Annotated in this window: 16 protein-coding genes; 5 read left to right on the top strand and 11 right to left on the bottom strand. The window is 69.1% G+C overall.

Going from position 1 to position 19,810, the window contains the following annotated elements:
- Positions 1 to 57: 57 nt before the first annotated feature.
- Complete coding sequence (locus tag MSZK_RS02975) at positions 58 to 783, bottom strand: IclR family transcriptional regulator (RefSeq protein ID WP_099244691.1); 726 nt, start codon at positions 781 to 783, stop codon at positions 58 to 60.
- Positions 784 to 889: 106 nt separating this feature from the next.
- On the opposite strand from MSZK_RS02975, the gene MSZK_RS02970 reads away from it, so the two are divergent.
- From MSZK_RS02970 to MSZK_RS02960, 3 genes are read left to right on the top strand one after another with little or no spacing between them, the layout of a single operon-like run.
- On the top strand, positions 890 to 1,744 hold the full coding sequence (locus MSZK_RS02970) for an LLM class F420-dependent oxidoreductase (protein ID WP_099244674.1): 855 nt from the start codon (positions 890 to 892) through the stop codon (positions 1,742 to 1,744).
- Positions 1,745 to 1,760: 16 nt separating this feature from the next.
- On the top strand, positions 1,761 to 2,237 hold the full coding sequence (locus MSZK_RS02965) for a nuclear transport factor 2 family protein (RefSeq protein WP_099244672.1): 477 nt from the start codon (positions 1,761 to 1,763) through the stop codon (positions 2,235 to 2,237).
- Entirely contained in the window at positions 2,234 to 3,010 is a 777-nt protein-coding gene (locus MSZK_RS02960) for an SDR family NAD(P)-dependent oxidoreductase (RefSeq protein WP_099244670.1), read from the top strand. Before MSZK_RS02965 ends, MSZK_RS02960 begins: the two co-directional genes overlap by 4 nt.
- Positions 3,011 to 3,013: 3 nt before the next feature.
- Here the strand turns inward: MSZK_RS02960 and MSZK_RS02955 are convergent, their stop codons facing one another.
- Both MSZK_RS02955 and MSZK_RS02950 read right to left on the bottom strand, forming a co-directional pair.
- On the bottom strand, positions 3,014 to 4,225 hold the full coding sequence (locus MSZK_RS02955) for an acyl-CoA dehydrogenase family protein (protein ID WP_099244668.1): 1,212 nt from the start codon (positions 4,223 to 4,225) through the stop codon (positions 3,014 to 3,016).
- Between the two features lie 151 nt (positions 4,226 to 4,376).
- The gene (locus MSZK_RS02950) at positions 4,377 to 5,216 is read right to left on the bottom strand and encodes a DUF3097 domain-containing protein (RefSeq protein WP_099244666.1); all 840 of its coding nucleotides are present in this window, start codon (positions 5,214 to 5,216) and stop codon (positions 4,377 to 4,379) included.
- Between the two features lie 121 nt (positions 5,217 to 5,337).
- On the opposite strand from MSZK_RS02950, the gene MSZK_RS02945 reads away from it, so the two are divergent.
- Positions 5,338 to 6,537, top strand: coding sequence for a serine hydrolase domain-containing protein (locus MSZK_RS02945; RefSeq protein WP_199203168.1), 1,200 nt, complete (start codon positions 5,338 to 5,340; stop codon positions 6,535 to 6,537).
- 7 nt (positions 6,538 to 6,544) lie between these two features.
- Here MSZK_RS02945 and MSZK_RS02940 read toward each other — a convergent pair whose 3' ends face one another.
- The 6 genes from MSZK_RS02940 to MSZK_RS02915 form a co-directional block, all read right to left on the bottom strand.
- Positions 6,545 to 7,615 (bottom strand): putative zinc-binding metallopeptidase, encoded by a 1,071-nt coding sequence (locus tag MSZK_RS02940; protein ID WP_099244664.1) that lies wholly within the window; start codon positions 7,613 to 7,615, stop codon positions 6,545 to 6,547.
- Positions 7,608 to 8,525 (bottom strand): transglutaminase family protein, encoded by a 918-nt coding sequence (locus MSZK_RS02935; protein ID WP_099244662.1) that lies wholly within the window; start codon positions 8,523 to 8,525, stop codon positions 7,608 to 7,610. Before MSZK_RS02935 ends, MSZK_RS02940 begins: the two co-directional genes overlap by 8 nt.
- Positions 8,522 to 11,200: a circularly permuted type 2 ATP-grasp protein gene (locus MSZK_RS02930; RefSeq protein ID WP_099244688.1), complete on the bottom strand. Its 2,679-nt coding sequence runs from the start codon at positions 11,198 to 11,200 to the stop codon at positions 8,522 to 8,524. The genes MSZK_RS02935 and MSZK_RS02930 overlap by 4 nt, the downstream gene beginning before the upstream one ends.
- 81 nt (positions 11,201 to 11,281) lie before the next feature.
- Positions 11,282 to 14,593: a DUF2126 domain-containing protein gene (locus MSZK_RS02925; RefSeq protein ID WP_099244660.1), complete on the bottom strand. Its 3,312-nt coding sequence runs from the start codon at positions 14,591 to 14,593 to the stop codon at positions 11,282 to 11,284.
- Positions 14,594 to 14,687: 94 nt separating this feature from the next.
- Complete coding sequence (locus MSZK_RS02920) at positions 14,688 to 15,101, bottom strand: hypothetical protein (RefSeq protein ID WP_142389844.1); 414 nt, start codon at positions 15,099 to 15,101, stop codon at positions 14,688 to 14,690.
- A gap of 21 nt (positions 15,102 to 15,122) precedes the next feature.
- Entirely contained in the window at positions 15,123 to 16,070 is a 948-nt protein-coding gene (locus MSZK_RS02915; protein WP_099244656.1) for a DUF389 domain-containing protein, read from the bottom strand.
- A gap of 40 nt (positions 16,071 to 16,110) precedes the next feature.
- Between MSZK_RS02915 and MSZK_RS02910 the strand changes: the two genes are divergently transcribed.
- A complete protein-coding gene (locus tag MSZK_RS02910) occupies positions 16,111 to 16,407 on the top strand; it encodes a hypothetical protein (protein ID WP_099244654.1) in 297 nt (98 codons plus the stop codon).
- Positions 16,408 to 16,415: 8 nt separating this feature from the next.
- Here MSZK_RS02910 and MSZK_RS02905 read toward each other — a convergent pair whose 3' ends face one another.
- Together MSZK_RS02905 and MSZK_RS02900 are read right to left on the bottom strand one after the other, a co-directional pair.
- Positions 16,416 to 19,310 carry an RND family transporter gene (locus tag MSZK_RS02905; protein WP_099244652.1) on the bottom strand — a complete coding sequence of 965 codons (2,895 nt, stop codon included), beginning with the start codon at positions 19,308 to 19,310 and terminating at the stop codon, positions 16,416 to 16,418.
- The gene (locus MSZK_RS02900) at positions 19,307 to 19,735 is read right to left on the bottom strand and encodes an MmpS family transport accessory protein (RefSeq protein ID WP_199203167.1); all 429 of its coding nucleotides are present in this window, start codon (positions 19,733 to 19,735) and stop codon (positions 19,307 to 19,309) included. The genes MSZK_RS02905 and MSZK_RS02900 overlap by 4 nt, the downstream gene beginning before the upstream one ends.
- Between the last annotated feature and the right edge of the window lie 75 nt (positions 19,736 to 19,810).

Raw genomic sequence — 19,810 nt, 5'->3', positions numbered from 1 at the left:
CGGCACCAACGACTACCACCACCCCGAACGACTACTGGGTGACGAAGACGGCGCGGCCTAGTTCGTCACGCCGGCCAGCACCCGGGCGATCCGCGCCGCCGACGCCGCCACCAGCGGCTGACAACGCTGCGCCAGCACCCGATCCGACGTGACGATCCCGATCGCCGCGCGCGAACCGATGGTGGCCGCGACCGAGACCATCGGACCGGTGTAGTCACCGTGGCGCACCACCACGCGGCGGCGCATCTTGTGCAATTCGCCCCACCACGCGGCGTCGGGTTCCCAGCCGCGGATGTGGGTCAGCTCGGCGACCACGTCCTCCGGCGAGAGCCCGGCCAGCGCGGCGACGCCGAGCGCCACCCGGTGCGCCGGGATCCGGGCCCCGACCGAGGTCGGCACCTGGCGAGCCGACGGACCGCCCAATTTGTCGAGGTGCACGATCTCGCCGCGGTCGAGCAGGCCCAGGTGCACGACCGCACCGGTGCGCAGCTGGATCTCGTGCAGCACCGGCGCGGCCACCGACCGCAGCCGGACGTCGGCACTGTCGCCTGCCCCCCACGCCGAGGTGCGTGCGCCGAGCCGGTACCCGCGGCCGGAGTGGGTCAGCCACTGCAGGCGGACCAGCTGGTCGAGGATGCGGTGGGTGGTCGAGCGCGGCAGATGGGCGCGCGCGGCGATCTGGTCGAGAGTGAGCCCCGCCGAGGTGTCTTCGAAGGCATCGATGATCGCCGTGAACCGGTCCAGCATCGATGCGGGAGCGGTGTCGCTCAAGGCCGCCGTCATCAGCACTCCTGTTCAGCTGGCGAGAATTCGTTCTACCGCACCGTAGCGGTCCCGATCACCGGGACGCAAGCATTTCGGCCGCCGTGGCGCCGGTTAGAACGGCACGGTGCGGATCGGACTGTCGACGCCGATGGTGATGCAGCTGCCAGGGGTGTCGGCCGACTGGGAACGCAACGCCGGCGTCGCCGACCTGGCCCGCATCGCCCACACCGCCGACGAACTGGGCTTCGACCACCTCACCTGCGCCGAACACATCGCCGTCCCCGTCGACGACGGCGCCACGCGCGGGCTGACCTACTGGGATCCGCTGTCGACGTTCGGTTTCCTGGCCGCCCACACCAGCCGCATCTCGCTGACCACGTCGGTGGTCGTACTCGGCTACCACCACCCGCTGGAGATCGCCAAGCGGTTCGGGACGCTGGACCGGCTCAGCGGCGGCCGGCTGGTCCTGGGTGTGGGTGTCGGCTCGCTGGCGCAGGAGTTCGATCTGCTCGGCGCGCCGTTCGACGGCCGGGGCGAACGCGCCGACGACGCCATCCGGGCGCTGCGCGCATCGCTGTCCACCACCCGCCCGGCCTACCACGGCAGCCACTATCAGTTCGACGGGTTCGCCGTGCAGCCGTGCGCCGTGCAGCCGCGGGTGCCGATCTGGGTCGGCGGGCGCACGCTGCGCTCGCTGCGCCGGGCGGTGCAACTCGGTGACGGCTGGATTCCGTTCGGCCTCAGCGGCGCCGAGATCTCGGCGATGCTGGGCGGAATCGACACCCCGCCAGGCTTCGAGGTGGTGCTGTCCACCGGGCACGCGGTGGATCCGATCGGCGATCCGGAGCGAACGTCGCTGCGCCTCAACGCCTTACGCGAAGCCGGTGCCACCGCCGTCACCTGCTCGGTGACCGCCGCCGGGCCCGACCACTATTGCGATCAGCTCGCCGCCCTTTGGGAGCTGGCCGAGAGGCTGTAGAGAAAGGGAGAGCGCCGTGACCGACACCCTGGAGAGCCTCCAGCGACGCCTGCGCGCGCTCGAGGACGAACGCGACATCGCCCGGCTCATCGGCTCCTACGGGCCGCTGGTCGACTCCGGCGATCCCGATGCCGTCTCCGCGTTGTGGGCGCTCGACGGCGGCTACGACACCGGCGACTGGACGATGACCAGCCGCGCCGAGGTCGCCGCCATGGTGCGCTCCTCCGAACACCGTGGATTGATCGCCCGCGGCTGTTGCCACTTCTTCGGGCCACCGGTGGTCACCGTCGACGGGGACGAGGCCGTCGCCGTCTGCCAGTCCATGCTGCTGGTACGCCGCGAGTCGCGCGGCTACAGCGTCGGGCGCGCCGGCGTGCACCTGATCCGGCTGCGCCGCGCCGGACAGAGCTGGGAGATCGTCAGCCGCACCGCCCGCCAACTCGACGGCAGCGGTCAGGCACTGGAACTGATTGCGGAAGGATTCGCCCGATGACCGGGGCGCTGGCCGGCAAGGTGGCCGTGGTCACCGGCGCCGGGGCGGGCATCGGCGCAGGCATCGCCCGCCGGTTCGCCGACGAGGGCGCCCGGGTGGTGGTGGCCGAATTCGACCCCGGCACCGGATCCGCGGTCGCCGAAGAGATCGGCGGACTGTTCGTCGCCACCGACGTCTCGGACCGCGGTCAGGTGGAGAACGCCGTCGCCGCAGCGGTTTCCGAATACGGGTCGATCGACATCCTGGTCAACAACGCCTGGGGCGGCGGGGCGATCGGGCGGGTGGAGAACAAGACCGACGACGAGCTGGCCCATGGTTTCGCGGTGGGCTACTACGGACCGTTCTGGGCCATGCGCGCCGCGTTCGGCCACATGAAGGCACGCGGCTGGGGCCGAGTGATCAACATGTGCAGCCTCAACGGCGTCAACGCCCACATCGGCTCGCTGGAGTACAACTCGGCCAAAGAAGCGCTGCGCACGCTGACCCGCACCGCCGCGCGCGAGTGGGCACCCACCGGCGTGACGGTCAACGCGATCTGCCCGGCGGCGAAAAGCCAAGCGTTCCTTGCCGTCACGGCACAGCACCCCGAGATCGAGGCGATCGCCGACGCGGCCAATCCGATGGGCCGGATGGGCGACCCCTATGACGACATCGCGCCGGTCGCGGTGTTCCTGGCCGGCGAGGGCTGCCGCTATCTGACCGGCAACACGCTGTTCGTCGACGGCGGCAGCCACATCAACGGCGTCGCGTGGGCGCCGGATCTGGGCGACTGAGGTCTACCGCAGCGGCAGGCCGGTGAGCGCGCGAGCGATCACCAGCCGCTGAATCTCGCTGGTGCCCTCGAAGATCGTGAAGATCTTGGCGTCGCGATGCATCCGCTCCACCGGGTAGTCCCGGGTGTAGCCGTTGCCGCCGAGGATCTGGATCGCCTCGTCGGTCACGTACACCGCGGTCTCGCTGGCGTACAGCTTGGCCATCGACCCCTCAGCGGCGGCGAACGGCTTGTTGTTGCGCATCATCCAGCCGGCCCGCCAGATCAGCAATCGCGACGCGTCGATGCGACTCTTCATGTCGGCGAGCTTGAACCCGGTCCCCTGGAAGTCGCCGATCGGGCGGCCGAATTGTTCACGCTGGCAGGCATATTCGAGCGCGTACTCGTAGGCGGCCCGAGCCACGCCCAACGCCATGGCGCCGACGGCGGGTCGGGTGCGCTCAAAGGTTGCCATCGCGGCCTGCCCGGAGGTGCGCTTGCCTTCCCGCGCACGAGCGACTCGCTGCTCGAATTTCTCCATACCGCCCAGGATGAGGTTGCCGGGCAGGCGGACATTTTCCAGCACCACCTCGGCGGTGTGCGAGGCGCGGATGCCGTGCTTCTTGAACTTCTGCCCCTGCGAGAAGCCGGGGGTGTTCGGCGGAATGATGAAGGTGGCCTGGCCGCGGGTTCCGAGCTCGGGATACACCGAGGCGACGACGATGTGGACGTTGGCGATGCCGCCGTTGGTGGCCCAGGTCTTGGTGCCGTCCAGCACCCATTCGTCGGTGGCCTGCTCATAGCGGGCCCGGGTGCGCACCGCGCCGACGTCGGAACCGGCGCCGGGCTCGGAGGAGCAGAACGCCGCCAGATGCGGATCGCCCGGGGTGCCGAACATCTCGGGCAGCCAGTGGCCCAATTGCTCAGGGGTGCCGTTGGCAGCCAGCGATGCGGCGGCCAGTCCGGTGCCCAGGATCGACAATGCGATACCGGCGTCGCCCCAGAACAGCTCCTCGAACACGGTGATCATGCCGAGGCCGGACGGTTCGGCGGACATCTCGGCGAACAGCTCAGGCGTATAGAGACCGACCTTGGCGGCTTCCTGGATCAGCGGCCAGGGCGTTTCCTCGCGCTCGTCCCATTCGGCGGCCGCGGGGCGGACCACGTCGGCGGCGAACTGGTGCACCCAGTCCCGGACATGGACGACTTCTTCGGGCAGTTCAAGGGAGAAGGTCATGACGGTGCAGCTCCGGATCGTGTCGTACCGCGTCGGCCGCCATCAGGTGAGGACGACCCGACTGCAGTCGGCGGTCAAGCTCTTGTAGTGAACGACTGTACACCGAATGCTCGCGGGTTCGGCCTGCGACTTGCGTCACACCGGCGCCTGCTCAGGCGGGCTGGGTGACGAAATCGATGAGTTCCTCGACCCGGCCGATCAACGCGGGCTCCAGGTCCGTCCAGTCCCGCACGGACGAGCGGATGCGCTGCCAGGCCCGGGCGATGTCGGCCTGGTCACGGTGCGGCCAGCCCAGCGCCGCGCAGATCCCGTGCTTCCATTCGACGGTGCGGGGAACCGACGGCCATGCCTTCAGGCCCACTCGCTCGGGTTTGACGGCCTGCCAGATGTCGACGTAGGGGTGGCCCACCACCAGCGTGTGCCGGCCGCCGGGCCCGCGCCGCACTGCCTCGGCGATCCGGGCCTCCTTGGAGCCGGCGACCAAGTGGTCGACCAGCACGCCGAGGCGACGCCCCGGGCCGGGCCGGAACGATTCCACGATGCCGGCCAGGTCGTCGACGCCGCCCAGATACTCCACGACGACGCCCTCGACCCGGAGGTCCTCGCCCCACACCTGTTCGACGAGTTCGGCGTCGTGGCGGCCCTCGACGTAGATGCGGCTGGCCAAGGCGACCTTGGCGCGGGCATCGGCGACCTTCACCGACCCCGATTTGGTGCGCTGGGCGGCGGCCGGCGCCGACCGTCGCGGCGCGGTCAGGATCACCGGTTTGCCCTCGAACAGGAAGCCGGGACCCAGCGGGAACACCCGCCGGCGGCCCTTGCGGTCCTCGAGCTCCACTCGCGATCCCTCGACGCGCATCACCGCGCCGACGAAACCGGACTGCGGATCCTCGACGACCATGCCGAGTTCCACGGGGTGTTCGGTGGAGCGGGTTCGGTTCGCCTTGTGCGGGTCGTTGGCCAGTACGTCGGCGCCATAGCGATCAGCCACCCGGCGATCCTAGGGCCGCCGAGCACGATTGTGGCCCTGGCTCGCCGCGCGCCGACATATCCTCCACGAACACCGACCGAAGGACTCGAGCGTGCTCAAAGTTGCAGTGCCGCCGGACATGATGGCGGGCGACGTCGACGAGGGATACGGCAAGGTCGCCGACGCGTTCCGGGCAAATCTGGCGTCCGGCAAGGAGATCGGTTCGGCGGTGGCCGTCTACCGGGACGGCGTGTTGGTCGTCGACCTGTGGGGCGGCTACCGCAACGGGCTGACCAAGGCCCCGTGGCAGGCCGACACGATGGTCAACATGTTCTCGACGACCAAGGGCATCACCGCGCTGACCTTCGCCGTGGCGGTGTCGCGGGGCCTGTTGGACTACGACGCGAAAGTCGCCGACTACTGGCCGGAATTCGCCGGCGGCGGCAAGGGCGAGGTGACCGTGCGCCAGCTTCTGGGCCACCAGGCCGGACTGTGTGCGCTGACCCCCGCACCCGGGCTGGCCGATGTCGCCGATCCGGACCGGCTGGCGCCGATCCTGGCCCGGCAGGCCCCCGCCTGGCGGCCCGGCACTCGGCACGGCTACCACGCGATCACGCTGGGTTGGTACCAGTCCGAGCTGATCCGGCGCGCCGACCCGGCCGGCCGCACGGTGGGCCGGTTCCTGGCCGACGAGATCGCCGCGCCGCTGGGCCTCGATCTGCACATCGGGCTGCCCGCCCACGTCGACCGCAACCGAGTCGCGCACCTGCACCAGTGGAAGCGCGCCGAGATCCTGTTGCACCTCGCCGAGGTGCCGGCCGGGTTCGTGCGGGCCGCGCTCAACCCGATGGGCCTGTCCGCCCGGGCCACCGGCGTGCCCCGCGACGTCAAGCCGTGGGACGGCGACTACAACCGCGACGACGTCCGCAGCGCGGAGCTGCCGTCCAGCAACGGGATCGGCACGGCCCGGGCGGTGGCTCGGTGCTACGGCGCCGCGGCCACCGGCGGCACCGAACTGGGGATGTCCGGCGCCGTGCTGGACGCGTTGGCCGCGCCGGCGACCGAGCCCCGCGACGGCATCCGCGACAAGGTGCTCAACGTCGACGTGCTGTTCTCCCTGGGCTTCTGCAAACCGTTGCCCGCCATGGCCTTCGGATCCTCTGACAAGGCCTTCGGCACACCGGGTTTCGGCGGTTCGTTCGGCTTTGCCGATCCCGATACCGGGGTGGGCTTCGCCTACGTCATGAACAGACTCGGCTTTCACCTGTACAGCGACCCGCGCGAACTGGCTCTGCGTCAAGCGGTCTTTCGCGACGTTCTCGGCGCGCGCCCGCAGTCCTAGCGGGAGCTCAGGACTGCGACTGGCTGATCACCGCGGCGTCGGCTCTGGCCGGCGACGCGCTGATCTCGTCGATGACGGTGTGGATGAATCGCATCTTCTCCAGCACCGGCACCGGCAGCACGAACGGGTAGAGGTCGTCCTTGCCCATCGACCGGTTCACCATGTTCAGCGACCATGCCAGCGGCAGCCACATCTCGAGGATGTTGTCGAATCCGCTGGGCCCCAACACCCGTCGCTCGTAGGTGGCGTTCGCCGGGGCGATCCCGAACGCGGCCGCGGTGTCCAGCGTGTCCCGGATGTGCAGGTAATGCGCGAAGGTCTCGGCCCAGTCCTCGGCGGGATGCATGGTGGCGTAGGAAGAGACGTAGTTCTCCTCCCAGCCCGCCGGCGGGCCCTGGCTGTAGTGCCGATCCAGTGCCGCCTGGTAGTCGGCGTCGGGATCGCCGAACAGCTCGTTGAACCGCTCCAGGTAGCCGGGCGCGGTACTGACCAGCCGATAGAAGTAGTAGTGGCCGATCTCGTGGCGGAAGTGGCCGAGCAGCGTGCGGTACGGCTCGTCCATCGAGGTGCGCAACTGCTCGCGATGCACGTCGTCACCCTCGGCCAGATCCAGGGTGATCACGCCGTTGTCGTGGCCGGTGAACACCTTCTCGTTGGCGCTGGACAACAGGTCGAAGGCCAGCCCGTACTCCGGGTCGGCGTCCCGGCCCACGATCGGTAGCTTGAGCTCGTGCAGTTCGGCGACGAGGCGCCGCTTGGCCCGTTCGGCCAGCGCGAACGCGCCGAGCGCGGTGGTGTCGGAGTCGCTGGGCCTGGTCCGGGTCAGCCGGCACGACACGCACAGCTGGCGCACCGGCTCGACCTTGACCAGCCAGTTGCACTGGGCCAGATGAAGATTGGCGCACAGCTGATACTCGGCTGCATCCACGGCGCCGCCGTGCTCGCTGTCCTCGCCGGAGGCGATCACCAGAAATGCCATGTCGTCCAACGAGAATCCCACCGAGCTGCCGCAGGACAGGCAGACCGAGTTCTCGAAGGCCAGGTGCTGGCCGCAGTTGGGGCAGATGAAATCACGCATGGACGGGTTCCCCGTCATACGGTGCGACGTCGACGGAGACGTCGATCACGCTCTGCTCGGAGTCGGTGTAGATGATGCCGCGCAGCGGCGGAACGTCGGCGTAATCGCGCCCCCAGCCGACGGTGATGTAGCGCTCATCGACCAGCTGGTCGTTGGTGGGGTCGAGCCCGAGCCAGTCGTTCTGCGGGGTCCACACCGCGGCCCAGGCATGAGTGGCGTCCACGCCGAACATCCGTTCCTTTCCCGGCGGCGGGTCAGTGGCGAGGTATCCCGACACATAACTCGCCGCCAAACCGTTGGCACGCAGGCAGGCGATTGCCAGCCGGGCGAAGTCCTGGCATACCCCTTCCCGCGCCAGCAAAACCTGGTTCACCTGTGTCGACACCGTGGTGGACCCGGATTTGTAGGTGAAATCGGAAAAGATCCGGTTGTTGAGATCACGCAGAACCTCGACGAGCGGACGGCCCGGCGTGAAGCTCGGAGCGGCGTACTCGCGGACCGCGTCGGTGATCTCGGCGGGCCGCAGGTCGAGGGTGAACTCGCAGGCCAGCGCGCCGTTGTGACCGACCGGCCGAACGGCCTCCCACGGTGCCGCCGCCCAGCCGGCCGAGTACAGCTCCGCAGGCGGGGGGTCGACCTCGACGACGGAGCGGCTGATCACTGTCAGGGTGCGATGGCGCTGGGTGACGTGGAAGTAGGAGCTGATGTTGCCGTAGACGTCGCGGCTGGTGGACCGGTCGGCCGGCTCGGGATCGATCTCGAGCCGGTAGGCCAGGCAACGTTGCGCGCGGGTGTCCCGCGGGGTGAGGTGCCCACGGCCGTAAGAACTGGTCACCACATCCGAGTAGCTGTAGTCGGTGCGGTGCGTGATCCGATAGCTCCGGGTCGACGCTGCGGTCGGCGCCGTCACGGCATGACCCGGCGCTGGTCGGGTCCCCACAGCGGCTGCATGCCACCGGGCAGCGACAGCTGGGCGCGGGTGATGACGTCGGACAGGTCGCGCAGGCCGCTGTGGATGCCGCCGAGCAGTCCGTCGAGTTCGGACCGGCGGCCGTCGTCGTCGACGACTTCGAGGTCGTTGGGATCCAGCCGGCGCAGCCGCGTGCTCATCTCGTCGACCAGACGCTCGGGCCGCGACGATCCCGACGCCCCGGGCAGCGCCCGCAGATTCGAGCGCAGCCGCTCCAGCTGGTAGACCAGCGATCGGGGGTTCTCCCCGTCGAACAGCACGAGGTCGGCCACGGCCGCCACACTAACCTTGCCAAGGTTGCGCCGGCGGTAGATCACCGCGGACTCGCACACCACCAGGGCGGACTCGGTGATGGTCTGTTCGGCGCCTGGGCTGCGCTCGGTGGTCAGCGTGGCGCGCAGCAGCGCCGACAGCGCCAGCCCGCGTTCGATGCGCTTGCCGATGTCCATCATCGTCCACCCGGCGTCGTGGACCATCGACTCCGCGGCCACCCCGGACAGCGCCAACATGCCGGCCAGCGTCTGCTGCTGGGCGGTGGCCAGCGCGGTGTCGTCGACCACCCGTGCGCCACGGTGCGGGCTGGGCGGTGGTCCGGCCGGTTCGGCCAGCGCCCGCTCGACCGCGCCGAGCACCATCCAGGTGTCGTTGGACATCTGGTCGCGCACCGCCCGCGCGGCCAGGCCCAGCCGCTCGACCGACTGGGCCAGCGACCCGGAGCGGGTCCGGTCCGCGGTCAGCGCCCACAGCGTGCGCGGGGCGGCGGCCACCGCGTCGGCGTACGACCCGCCGGCACCCGTATCGGTTCCGGTCAGCGCGCCCAGTGCCCCCAACAGCACCGGGACGCATTCGCTGCCCTCCATGTCCTGGCGGTAGCGGTATTCGTGGTACCGCTCGCGGGTCACGATCAGCAGCCGCGCCAGGTTCTCGGTCCGCTCGGCGTAGCGGCCCATCCAGAACAGGTCGGACAACACGCGCGGCGAGCTGATGAACCGGGTGCCGCTGGGCAGCTCCACCGACGGGACGGTCAGGGTGTCGGTCTTAGCCCGTGTCGGCGGGCGGATCCAGACATCCTTGGCGGCAACAGTTTTCAGCTTGTACGCGGCGTTGCCCGGGGCCAGAACATAGCCGAGTCCCCCGATCATCGGCGCGAACCCGCCGCGCTGCGAGACGGTGAACAACCGCATGCCCACGCTCGCCGCCGACAAGCCGCCCGGGTAGTGGTCGGTGGGCGCCGAGGAGAACTGCGGAAGTTCCTGACCCACCCACTCCCAAGGCTGGGCCGCGATCCGGGCGGCCAACTCGTCGCGCTGCGCGCTCGACAGCGCCGGGCCCACGACGGTCTCCCTGCCGACGGTCGATTTGACCAGCAGCGTGCTCAACCGCGCCAGCAGATGCGACCGCTCCCGCTCGAACCCGCCCCAGTACAGCTGCGGGGTGTCCAGCAGCGGCTTCTCCCCCAGTATCCGCTCTGCCAGCTGAGGCAAAAAGCGTTGCAGCCCAGGGCTTTCCAGAATTCCTGCGCCGAGCGTGTTGACCACCGTCACCGCTCCGCGACGCTGCGCCTCGACCAGCCCGACGACACCGAGACGTGAATCGGGCCGCAGATCCAACGGGTCGGCGTACTCGGCGTCGACCCGGCGCAGCACCACGTCGACCCGTTTGAGCGTGCCCAGCGACCGCATCCACAGCTTGCCGTCGCGGACCACCAGATCGGCGCTCTCCACCAGCGGGAAGCCCAGCACCGATGCCAGGTAGGCCTGGTCGAAGGCGGTCTCGGAGTGGATGCCGGGGCTGAGCACCACCACCACCGGGTCCTCGGCGGCCTCGGGTGCGGCCTCGATCAGCGCCAGCCGCAGCGCCTGGGCGAACGGGGACGCCGGCCGCGGGCCGATGCGCTCGTAGACGTCGGGCACCGCATGGGCGACCACCCGCCGGTCGGCCAGCGCGTAGCCCGCCCCGGACGGCGCCTGCGCCCAGTCGGCGTTCACCAGGAACTTCTCGTCGGCGGCCCGGCTGACATCGCAGCCGAGCATGAACAGTTGATGCCGGCCCGGGTTCTCGATGCCGCGCGCCGCCCTGATGTAGCCGGGATGCCCGAACAGCAGTTGTGGCGGCAGAATCCCGCTGGTGATCGCGCGCCGCTCACCGTAGAGGTCGGTCAGTATCCCGTCGAGGATGCGGGATCGTTGCAGCACACCGGCTTCCAGCGTGTCCCAGTCGGCGGCCGACAGCAGCAGCGGGATCCCGTCGAGGTGCCACGGGCCCGGCATCGCGATGCCCTGCCCGTTGGTGACCGTCTCACCCTCGTGGTCGACCTCGATGTAGGTGATGCCGTCGTTGTCGACCAGTCCGCGCACCACACCGCGTAGCCGCTCCAGTCCGGCTCGGCCACGCTCGCCGATGAGGTCGCCGAGTTCCTGCCACGACGCCCGCACCGCGCCGGTGGCATCGACGAACTCGTCGTAGCCGGTGCCTCCGAAAGTTTCCGAGGCGCCGGCGCCGCCGCGCAGGTCGAACAGGGTGTCCTGGGCGCGAGCGGCACCGTAACCGGCCAGCAGCCGGTCGGGGTCATGGCTGGGCCGACTCAAGCCAGCACCGGCGGCCGACAGCGACAACGGCACACCTCCTGACTGAAGCACTCATGCAAACTTACGAGAATGGCCTGCCCCGACCACGTTCGGGTCGGTGACTGCCCATCAGTTCTGCAGCACGGTACGCACCCGGCGCAGGTCGAGGATTCCCGGCGCGCCCACATCGGTGGACTGGCGGGCCTGCTTCTCGCGAATGTCGGCGACATCGACCTTGCCCGGGGTGAAGCCGGTGGCCTCGAAGCGGCGGGCCCGGCGGGACTCGGCCTCCACAGCGTTGACCGGCGGGCTGTCGTAGGCCCGGCCACCGGGATGAGCGACGTGGTATGTACAGCCGCCACGGGAGGTTCCGGTGGCCATGTCGACCAGCTCGAAACGCAGTGGCCCGTCGACGGTGATGGTCGGGTGCAACGCGCTCGGCGGCTGCCAGGCGCGGTAACGCACGCCGCCGACCTGGACATCGGGGGTGTCGGTGGCCAGCATCGGGATCGGGTAGCCGTTGGCTGTCAACACGTGACGCTGGCGGTCGGCGCCGATGGCTCGGACCTGGATCCGCTCCACCGAGGAGTCGACGTAGCGGGCCGTGCCGGCGCCGGTGGATTCCTCGCCGAGGGTGTTCCACGGTTCGATGGCGCCGCGCAGTTCGATCTCGACGTGATCGAACACCGCGGTTCCCACCCGCGGGAACCGGAACTCGGTGAACGGGTCCAGCCAACTGGTGTCGAAGCCGATGCCGTGGGCGCGCAGATCGGCGCACACATCGGCAATGTCGTGAATGATGTAGTGCGGCAACAGGTATCGACCGTGCAGGTTCAGCCCGTGCCGAATCAGCGGCGCGCGCAGCGGTTCTTCCCAGAACCTGGCAACCAGGGCGCGCACCAGCAGCGACTGCACCATTGCCATCTGGTAGTGCGGCGGCATCTCGAAACCGCGCAACTCCAGCAGGCCCAGCCGGCCGCGGGCGCTGTCGGGGCTGTAGAGCTTGTCGATGCAGAACTCGGCGCGGTGGGTGTTGCCGGTGATGTCGGTGAGCAGGTGACGCAGGGCGCGGTCCGTTACCCAGGGCTTGGCTCCGGCGGCGGAGACCCGGGCGATCTCGGCGAAGGCGATCTCGAGTTCGTAGAGCGCCTCGGAGCGGCCCTCGTCGACCCGGGGTGCTTGCGAGGTGGTGCCGATGAAGCGGCCGGCGAACAGATACGACAACGCCGGATGGCGCTGCCAATAGGTCAGCAGCGACACCAACAGGTCGGGGCGGCGCAGCAGCGGCGAATCGGCCGGCGTGATGCCGCCCAATGTGATGTGGTTGCCTCCGCCGGTGCCGCCGTGGGACCCGTCGACGTCGAAGGACTCGGTCGACAGCCGGGCCCGGCGGGCCTCCTCGTAGAGGGTGTGCAACTGGTCGCGCTGCTCGGCGAAACTCTTGGTGGGCGCCACGTTGACCTCGATGACCCCGGGATCCGGCGTGATCGACATGGACTCCAGCCGCGCGTCGGACGGCGGGCCGTAGCCCTCGACGACCACTGCGCAGCCGACCTTCGCCGCGGCCGACTCCACCCGGGCGACCAGGTCGATGAAGTGCTCCAGGTCGTCGGTGGGCGGGAGAAAGATGTACAGCAGCCCGTCGCGCACCTCGGCGACGATCGCGGTGGTCGGCGCGGTGTCGGGGTCTTCCACACTCGCCTCGGCACTCCCCGTGTCGACGGGCAGCGCGCGGATTCCACTGGCGATCGGGTCGGCGGGCAGCGACGGGCGCGGCGGATGCCAGCTGATCGAACCGAGCGGCAGCCGCAACCCGGCCGGCGAATCGCCTTCCAGCAGCACGACGCGGCCCCGGCGCAGGCGCCAGTCGGCGCTGGCCCAGCCGGTGTCGTCGTCGCGCCGGTGCAGGGGCAGCAGGTAGGCCGCCGGCTCGACCACCGACTCCTCGAGTCTGGCCAGCAGTTCGGCGCGGGCGGCCGGGGTGTCGGTCGCCAGATCGTCGTCGGGCTCGACCGGATCTCCGTCGGGCATCCGGACCGCCTGTGCCAGCCGGCTCAGCGGATCCTCGAAGGCCGGGCGCACCTGGGTGGCCGGGAGACCCAGGCCGTCGGCGAGGACCGCCAGCACCTGCTGGGCGGCGTCGGGTGCCACCTCCACGTGTTCGGGAGCCCACGGGTCGGCCAGCAGCGCGGGGTCGTTCCACAGCGGCCGGCCGTCGCGGCGCCAGTGGATTCCGATCTGCCAGCGCGGCAACGGTTCTCCGGGGTACCACTTGCCCTGGCTGCGCTGCACCAGACCGCCTGGCGCCCAGACCGCCTTGAGACGGGCGGCCAGCGCCGAGGCGCGTTCCCGCTTGTGGGGGCCGTCGGCGGCGGTGATCCACTCCTCGTCGACCTGGTTGTCCACCGAGACGAACGTGGGCTCGCCGCCGATCGTCAGGCGCACGTCGTCCTCGGCCAGCCGCTGGTCGATGCGGGCGCCCAGAGCGTTGATGGCCGCCCACGCCGCGTCGGTGTAAGGCAGCGTGACGCGCGGGTCCTCGTGGACGCGGGTGACGATATTGGCGAATTCCAGGGTCGCCTCGGCGACCCCGGTGGCACCGGTGATCGGCGCGGCCGACGACGGGTGCGGGGTGGCGGCCAGCGGGATGTGCCCCTCACCGGCGAACAGTCCGGAGGTGGGGTCCATCCCGATCCAGCCGGCGCCTGGGATGTACACCTCGGTCCAGGCGTGCAGGTCGGTGAAGTCCGCGGCCGGGCCCGACGGGCCGTCGAGCGCCTCGATGTCGGAGGTCAACTGGACGAGGTAGCCCGACACGAACCGGGCTGCCAGGCCGAGTTCGCGCAGGATCGACACCAGCAGCCAGGCCGAGTCGCGGCAGGAGCCGATTCCGGTCTGCAGGGTGAAGTCCGGCGTCTGCACACCGGGTTCCATCCGCACGCTGTAGCCGACGTCGCCATTGACAGCCCGGTTGAGCGCGACCAGGAAATCGATCGTGCGGGTGCCGGGTGCAACGACGAAATTGCGCACCCAGTTCGCCACCAACTCGCCCGGGCCGGAGCCCTCCTCGGCCTCGTCGACCGGGCGCAGGTAGGGCTCGAGGTCGTCGCGCAGCGCCTTGGGATAGGTAAAAGGGAAGGTCTCGGCGTAATCCTCGATGAAGAAGTCGAACGGGTTGATCACCTTGAGGTCGGCGATCAGACCGACCTTGATGGTCAGCTGACGGGTGCGGGTCGGGAACACCAGCCGGGCCAGGAAGTTGCCGAACGCGTCCTGCTGCCAGTTGATGAAGTGGTCGGCGGGCTCGACCTCCAGCGAATACGCCTCGATGGGCGTGCGGGAGTGCGGCGCAGGCCGCAGCCGGACGACGTGCGGGTGCACCTCGACCAAGCGGTCGAAGGTGTAGCTGGTGCGGTGCTCCAGCGCCACTTTGATACCCATAGGCCGCTTATCCCATCACATGCCACGCGGACGCGCAGGGCGCACGGACACAGCGGTCGAGCCCTCGCGCCGCCGCGCCCGGCGTGGGCTGTCCTTACTGCTGGACTGTCCCGAAGCGCCGCCCGCCGTTGGGAAGCTCGGTGGGCAGCGGGGCAGGCCTCGGCGGCATCTGGTTGACCGCAGGTGGCGGCTCGGCGCCGGACGTCGGCGTCGGGCTGGAGTTCTGGGCGGGGCCGGACGGCTGCCCTGCCGAAGGGGGCTGCGTGGCGCGCGCGGTGGACTCGGTCGCCGGCTCAGCAGTGGTCGACATCGGCGTCGCGGTGGCGGACGGCGGGGCGACCTCAGGAGCAGGTGAGCTGGCTGGCAGAGGCGACAGCGGAGCGACGTCGGGGGGGCTCGGCGTGTAGCGCACCGCCGCGATCGCCAATCCGAGGACCACCAAAGCCGCCACCGTCATCGCGATTCCGCGCAGCGACATCCGCTCCCGCAACCCACTGAACCTCGTCATCCACTCCACAGGGGCTAGACACTAGTCGGTAGTCGTCGTCGCCCGTGCGACGTGGCGGTGCCGTGATTCGTGGCGGCGCCGGACAGCCAGCACCAACACTCCGGCCACGGTGATGCCGACCAGATTGAGCGCCAGTTGGGCCGCGGATTCGGCCGCCACGTCCCAATCCCCGACCGACGCGGCCACGACGGCGAAACCGGCAGCGGGCACGGTGGTCACCGAGATGAAAACCCCGACCAGCGCGGCGGACTTGGCCGACACCAGCGAGAGCATCCCGGCAGCTCCGGCCAGCAACGCGACCACGAACGACAGCGGCCCGACCTGGAAGATGAAGTCGACGTCGGTCAGCTGGCGGGTGCTGGACAGCCGAATCCAGCCCAGCGCCTCACCGCCGAGGACGAAGGCTGCGGTGGCAGCCATGGCTACCGGGAATCCGACCAGCAGGGCGATCGAGGCGCGCCGGGCCAGATCCAGCCGCCGGCGCACCAACGCCACCGCCAAAGCGGCCAGGGGCCCGAATTCGGGGCCTACGACCATCGCGCCGACCACGGTGACCGGGGAGTCGGTCACCACGCCCACGGCGGCGATCATGCACGCCAGGCACAGGAACATCAGGAACGTGATGTTGAGGGTGGATTCCTCGCGGGTGCGGGCCGCCAGTTCCTCCCACACGATGGCATCGCCCGGGTCGCCGTCGGCCCGTTTCTCGGCCCGGTAAGCCGCCGTGGACACCACGGTGTCGATGACGTCGAGGGTGATCGCCCCGCGCCGGTGCACGTCGAGCTCCTTGAGATCGTCGATGACGTCGTTGGCGCTCTCGCGGGCGATGTCGGCGGTGATCTCGTCACCGGGCGGGTCCAGCGCGGCACCCTCGTGCACGACCAGGTGGGTCACGCCGACGTGCTGCCCGAGGACCCCCACCACCTCGTCGCGGAGTTCGGCCGGCACGATCACCCGCAGATGCAGCACAACCGCGAGACTACTTTGGCGCGGTGCGAGAATCGCCGATGTGGATCGACCGCGCTGGATACCCGCCCCACTGCAGCCCTGGCTGGCCAAGCCCTGGGTCAAGGCCCTGCTCGTCGTCGCGGTGTTCGCCGTCCTCGGGGTCATCTTCATGCTGACCTCCGACCGCAAGGACGCCGCCTACTGGTCCGGCTACTCCGACGGCCAGCGCTGGGTGGACTCCGGCGGCTATCAGGCCGATGAGGAGTCGATCACCGCGTACTGCCAAGGCGCGGCCGCACACCAGGCCGCCAGTTACCAGCGCGGCTGTCTCGACGGCGCACACAACGCCATGCGGTAAGTGCTTGGCTACGGCTGGGATTCGACGGGGATCGGCTGGGTGGTCGCGCTCTTCGGTGTGGGCCATGGGCTCGGCACCGGCCGCGGGCGCACCCGCTGCGGCCACCAGAACCAGCGGCCCAGCAGCGCCGCAATCGACGGTGTCATGAACGAACGGATCACCAGGGTGTCGACCAGCAGGCCCATACCGATGGTCGTGCCGACCTGCGCGATCACCGTCAGCTCGCTGAAGGCCATCGCCGCCATCGTCACCGCGAAGACCAGTCCGGCCGAGGTGACCACCGAGCCGCTGCCCCCCATCGCCCGGATGATGCCGGTCTTCAGGCCGGCGGGGATCTCCTCCTTGAGGCGGGCCACGAGCAACAGGTTGTAGTCCGAACCGACCGCGAGCAGGATGACGATCGCCATCACCATCACCATCCAGTGCAGTGGACGGCCGATCAGGTCCTGCCAGATCAGTACCGACAGGCCGAACGACGTGCCCAGCGACAACGCCACCGTGCCCACGATCACCGCGGCGGCCACCACGGCCCGGGTGATGATCAGCATGATGATGAAGATCAGACAGAGCGCAGCCAGTCCGGCGATCATCAAGTCGTAGTCGGCACTGTCCTGCATGTCCTTGAAGCTGGCCGCGGTCCCGGCGAGGTAAATCTTGGAGCCCTCCAGCGGCGTGCCCTTGATGGCCTCGAACGCCGCGTTCTTGATCGGGTCGATGTGGGACAGACCCTCCGGCGACATCGGATCACCCTCGTGAGAGATGATGAACCGCACGGCTTTTCCGTCCGGCGACAAGAACATCTTCATGCCGCGCTTGAAGTCCGGATTGTCGAACGCCTCCGGCGGAAGGTAGAACGAGTCGTCGTTCTTGGCCTCGTCGAACGCCTTGCCCATCGCGCTCTGGTTTTCCTGCATGGCCGCAATCTGGTCCTGCTGGCCGGCCTGGGTGCTCTCCATGGTCAGCTGCATGGTCTGCATTGACTTCATGGTCGCGATCATCGGGGGCATCAGCGTGCGCATCTGGGCGGTCAGCAGATCCAGCTTGTGCAACTCGGGCACCAGGCCCTGAAAGTCGTCGGTCATCGTGTCGATGCCGTCGAGGGTGTCGAAGACCGAGCGGACCGCGTTGCACACCGGAATGTCGTAGCAGTGCGGTTCCCAGTAGAAGTAATTGCGGATCGGGCGCAGGAAATCGTCGAAGTCGGCGATGTGGTTGCGCAGCGTCTGAATGTCGGCCAGCGTCAGGTCCATCTTGCCGACCATGCTGTGGGTGACCGCGTTGAGCTGTCCCATCAGGTCGTACATCTGCGTCATGGTGTTGATGGACACCTGCATGTCCTCACCCATTTTGAGCATGTCCTTCATGCGGTCCTGCATGTAGGACTGGTTCAGCGTTTGGGTGGTGCCCTGCATGCCGAGCAGGAACGGGATCGAGCTGTGCTCGAGCGGGCTACCCAACGGCCGGGTGATGGTCTGCACGCGCCCGATGCCCGGGGTGTGGAAGATCGCCTTGGCGACGCGGTCGATGACCAGGAAATCCGCCGAGTTGCGCAGGTCGTGGTCGCTCTGCAGCATCAGCAGCTCGGGGCTCAACCGAGCCTCGGGGAAGTGCCGCTCGGCGGCGGCGAACCCTTCGCTGGCCGGAATGTCGGCCGGCAGATAGTGCCGGTCGTTGTAGTCGGTGCGATACCCGGGCAGCGCGAGCAGCCCGATCAGACAGACGAAGGTCGTCGCCACCAGAATGGGTCCGGGCCAGCGCACGACGGCCGTGCCGATCCGACGCCAGAAACGTTCGCGCGACGCCGCTTTGGGCTCCAGAAGGCCGAATCGACTGGCTACTGTGACGACGGCGGGACCGAGTGTCATCGCGGCGGCCACCACGACCACCATGCCGACGAACAGCGGTACGCCCATCGATTGGAACATCGGGCTCCGGGTGAAATGCAGACAGAACAACGCGCCGGCGATGGTCATACCGGACCCGACGATCACGTGCCCGGTGCCGTGATACATCTCGTAGTAGGCCGACTCCTTGTCGGCGCCTTTGCCGCGGGCCTCCTGGTAGCGGCCGAACAGGAAGATCACATAGTCGGTGCCGGCCGCGATCGCGACCATGACCAGCAGGTTGACCGCGAACGTCGACAGCCCGATCAGGTGGTGATAGCCCAGGAACGCCACTACACCACGGGCGGCGGCCAGTTCGAGGAACACCATCACCAAGGCGATCAGCACGGTGACGATCGAGCGGTAGACCATCAGCAGCATCACGGTGATGACGCCGAACGTCAGACCGGTGATGATCCGCAGGCTGCGGTCGCCGGCGATATGGGTGTCGTTGATCAGTGCCGAGGATCCGGCGACGTAGGCCTTGATCCCCGGCGGCGGGGGCACGCTCTCGACGATGTGCTTGACGGCCTCGACCGACTCGTTGGCCAGCCCCTCGCCCATGTTGCCGGCCAGATAAGCCTGAACGTAGGCGGCCTTGCCATCGGCACTCTGCGAACCGGCGGCGGTCAGCGGGTCGCTCCAGAAGTCCTGAATGTGCTCGACGTGTGTCTTGTCGGCCTCGAGCTTCTTGACGATCTCGTTGTAGTACTGGTGCGCCTCGTCGCCGAGCTGCTGGTCGCTCTCCAGCACGATCATCACCGAGGTGTTCGAGTTGAACTCCTGGAACGTCGCACCGATCGTGCTCATCGCGATCGACGACGGTGCGTCCATCGCTGTCATCGGCACCGACTGCTGCTGGCCGACGACCTCGATCTGCGGCACCACCAGGTTGGTGATGACGGTCAGCGCGAGCCAACCCAGGATGATCGGAACCGACAGCCAGCGCACCCACTGAGCGATATGCGGCCGCTTGCCCGGCTCGGTCTGCGGCTTCTCGTCTTTGTTGAGAATCGTCATGCGGACTTGACCAGGCAGAAGGTCTGGGCGTTCACCCCGGTCGAGGTCTTTTCGTCCTTGAGCTCACCGTTGACCGTGATCCGGCAGCCGATGGTGTCGGTGTCGCCCTGGGCGACGATGTTGGCCGAGGCTGCCGGCGCGGTGGTGGTCAAGGTCAGTGACCACGGAAGGGTGACGTCCCGCACGATCTGCGGCTGGGCGTCCAGGTCCAGATAGTTGATGGTCGCGACGGCTCCCGGCGGGCCGTAGATCTCGTACACGACGGTCTTGGGGTTGAACGGCTTGGTGTCATTGGCCAGGCCACTGCCCGGGCGGGTGGTCTCGGTCTTGCCGAACACGCCGTGCAGGCGGAACACGCCGAACGCGGCGACCGCCACCACGAGCAGGATCACCACGGGCAGCCACACCTTGCGCAGCAGCGCCATCGGTCCGCCGCGCCGGTGGGGCCGCCGGACGGCCGGCTGGCTGTCCTGCCGACCGGGCCCGGCCTGGGCTTCGTC

This window comes from Mycobacterium sp. shizuoka-1 (assembly GCF_002723835.1).
In the GTDB taxonomy this organism is placed as follows: Bacteria; Actinomycetota; Actinomycetes; order Mycobacteriales; family Mycobacteriaceae; genus Mycobacterium.
Note: the sequence above shows the minus strand (reverse complement) of the source record. Positions and strands in the feature narration are given on the sequence as shown.

Coding starts and splice junctions, on each gene's coding strand:
- MSZK_RS02975 (WP_099244691.1), bottom strand. CDS start 783: ATGACGGCGGCCTTGAGCGACACCGCTCCCGCATCGATGCTGGACCGG.
- MSZK_RS02960 (WP_099244670.1), top strand. CDS start 2,234: ATGACCGGGGCGCTGGCCGGCAAGGTGGCCGTGGTCACCGGCGCCGGG.
- MSZK_RS02955 (WP_099244668.1), bottom strand. CDS start 4,225: ATGACCTTCTCCCTTGAACTGCCCGAAGAAGTCGTCCATGTCCGGGAC.
- MSZK_RS02945 (WP_199203168.1), top strand. CDS start 5,338: ATGGCGGGCGACGTCGACGAGGGATACGGCAAGGTCGCCGACGCGTTC.
- MSZK_RS02940 (WP_099244664.1), bottom strand. CDS start 7,615: ATGCGTGATTTCATCTGCCCCAACTGCGGCCAGCACCTGGCCTTCGAG.
- MSZK_RS02925 (WP_099244660.1), bottom strand. CDS start 14,593: ATGGGTATCAAAGTGGCGCTGGAGCACCGCACCAGCTACACCTTCGAC.
- MSZK_RS02920 (WP_142389844.1), bottom strand. CDS start 15,101: ATGACGAGGTTCAGTGGGTTGCGGGAGCGGATGTCGCTGCGCGGAATC.
- MSZK_RS02905 (WP_099244652.1), bottom strand. CDS start 19,310: ATGACGATTCTCAACAAAGACGAGAAGCCGCAGACCGAGCCGGGCAAG.
- MSZK_RS02900 (WP_199203167.1), bottom strand. CDS start 19,735: ATGGCGCTGCTGCGCAAGGTGTGGCTGCCCGTGGTGATCCTGCTCGTG.